The organism is Streptosporangium sp. NPDC000239 (assembly GCF_040300765.1).
Classification (GTDB): Bacteria; Actinomycetota; Actinomycetes; order Streptosporangiales; family Streptosporangiaceae; genus Streptosporangium.
In genome coordinates this window covers 1-2,207 of record NZ_JBEPEI010000046.1, presented here as the reverse complement: position 1 = coordinate 2,207, position 2,207 = coordinate 1, and the positions used below count along the sequence as shown (strand labels likewise).

Below are 2,207 nucleotides of genomic sequence, written 5' to 3'. Positions count from 1 at the left end.
CGCGGCTACCTCGGCAGGCCCGGCCTCACCGCAGAACGCTTCGTCGCCGACCCCTACGGCCCGCCCGGCACCCGCATGTACCGCACCGGCGACCTCGTCCGCAGGCTTCCCGGCGGCCTTCTCGACTATGTCGGCCGGATCGACGGGCAGGTGAAGGTCCGCGGTATCCGGGTGGAGCCGGGAGAGATCGACGCCGTCCTTCTGCGTCATCCCGACGTCGTCCAGAGCGTGACCCTGCTGCGCGAGGACAACCCCGGCGACAAACGCCTCGTCACCTACCTCACCACCCGGAACCCCACCGACCCCGGCCACCTGCTCCAACACGCCCGGCGAACCCTGCCCGCCTACATGGTCCCCACCGCCCTCGTCATCCTCGACACCCTCCCCCTCAACCACAACGGCAAAGTCGACCGCGACGCCCTGCCCGCCCCGGAGACGACGACGTCGGGCACGGCGCCGCGCACTCCGGTCGAGGGGATCCTCCGTGACCTGTTCGCGCAGGTGCTCGCCGTACCGGGGATCGGGGTCGACGACGACTTCTTCGCGCTCGGCGGGCACTCGCTGCTGGCCATGCGGGTGGTGGCCGGAATCAGGTCGGCGCTCTCCGTCGAGGTGCAGGTGCGGGAGGTCTTCGAGGCGCCGACCGTCGCCGCGCTCGCCACGGCGGTCGAGAGGGCGAGAGGACGCGGGACCAGGCCGCCGCTGGTCCGCTCGGAGGACTCCGGAGAGCCGTTGTTCTCCTACGCCCAGCACCGGATCTGGATCGTCGACCGGCTCGCCGAGTCCGCCGGGCTCTACACCATTCCGCTGGTCCTGCGCCTGTCCGGGCGGCTGGACCGGGCGGCGCTCGCGGCGGCGCTGCGTGATGTGGCCTTGCGGCACGAGACGCTGCGGACGGTCTTCCCCTCGCCGGACGGCCAGCGGGTGCTCGACGTCGTCCCCGGCCTGACGGTCACGGAGATCGGCGAGGCGGAGCTCGGTCCCGCCATCGAGCGGGAGGCCGCGCGCCCCTTCGACCTGTCGGCCGAACCGCCGGTGCGGGCGTGCCTGTTCGCCCTCGGGCAGGGCGACCCCGACGAGCACGTGCTGGTCGTGCTGCTGCACCACATCGCCGCGGACGGCTGGTCGATGGCGCCGCTCAGGCGCGACCTGGCGACGGCCTACGCGGCCCGCACGCGGGGTGAGGCCCCGGAGTGGGAGCCGCTGCCCGTGCGTTACCGCGACTACACCCTGTGGCAGCGCGAGCTGCTCGGGGACGCGGCGGACCCGGACAGTCTCATGAGCGCGCAGACCGGTTTCTGGCGGCGGGCCCTGGCGGGGCTGCCCGAGGAACTGCCGCTGCCCGCCGACCGGCCCCGGCCGACGGTCCCGGGGCACGGGGGCGGTGCCGTGCCGCTGCGGATCCCGCCCGAGCTGCACGGGCGGCTGCTCACCCTGGCCAGGACCGGTCAGGCCACGTTGTTCATGGTCCTGCAGGCGGGGCTGGCGGCGCTGCTGACCAGGCTCGGGGCGGGCGGCGACATACCGGTCGGCTCTCCCGTGGCGGGCCGTGCGGACGAGGCGCTGGACGACCTGGTCGGCTTCTTCGTCAACACGCTGGTGCTGCGCACCGACGCCTCGGGCGATCCGAGTTTCCGTGAGCTGCTGGCCCGGGTCAGGGAGGCGGACCTGGCGGCGTACGCGCACCAGGACGTGCCGTTCGAGCATCTGGTCGAGGCGCTCAACCCGGTGCGGCTGCCCGGCCGCAACCCGCTCTTCCAGGTGATGCTGGCCCTGGAGAACACCCCCGACGACAGGACCGAGGTGCCCGGTCTGACGGTGACGCCGGACCCGGACTACTCGTTGTACGGCCTCAGCGGCGCCAAGTGCGACCTGCTGTTCGGTCTCAGCGAGGGGCCGTCGGGAATCCACGGGGTGCTGCAGTACGCCACCGACCTGTTCGACCGCGGCACGGCCGAGTCGATCGCCGGGTGGCTGACGAGGCTGCTGGAGGCGGTGGCGGCGGATCCCGACGTCCGGATCGGGCAGGTCGAGCTGCTCACCGCCGGGGAGCGGCGTGCCCTGGTGGAGGAGGGAAACGCCACCGCGGCGGCGCTGCCGTACGGCGACCTGGCCCGGTTGTTCGAGGCGCGGGTCGCGGCGGACCCCGGCGCCGAAGCCGTGGTCTGCGGCACCACCCGCCTGACCGCCGCGGAGCTCAACGCCCG

Annotated in this window: 1 protein-coding gene; it reads left to right on the top strand. The window is 73.5% G+C overall.

Going from position 1 to position 2,207, the window contains the following annotated elements; all coding sequences use genetic code 11:
* The coding region (locus tag ABT340_RS42355; RefSeq protein WP_352016609.1) for a condensation domain-containing protein at positions 1 to 2,207 on the top strand (2,207 nt) is incomplete at both ends.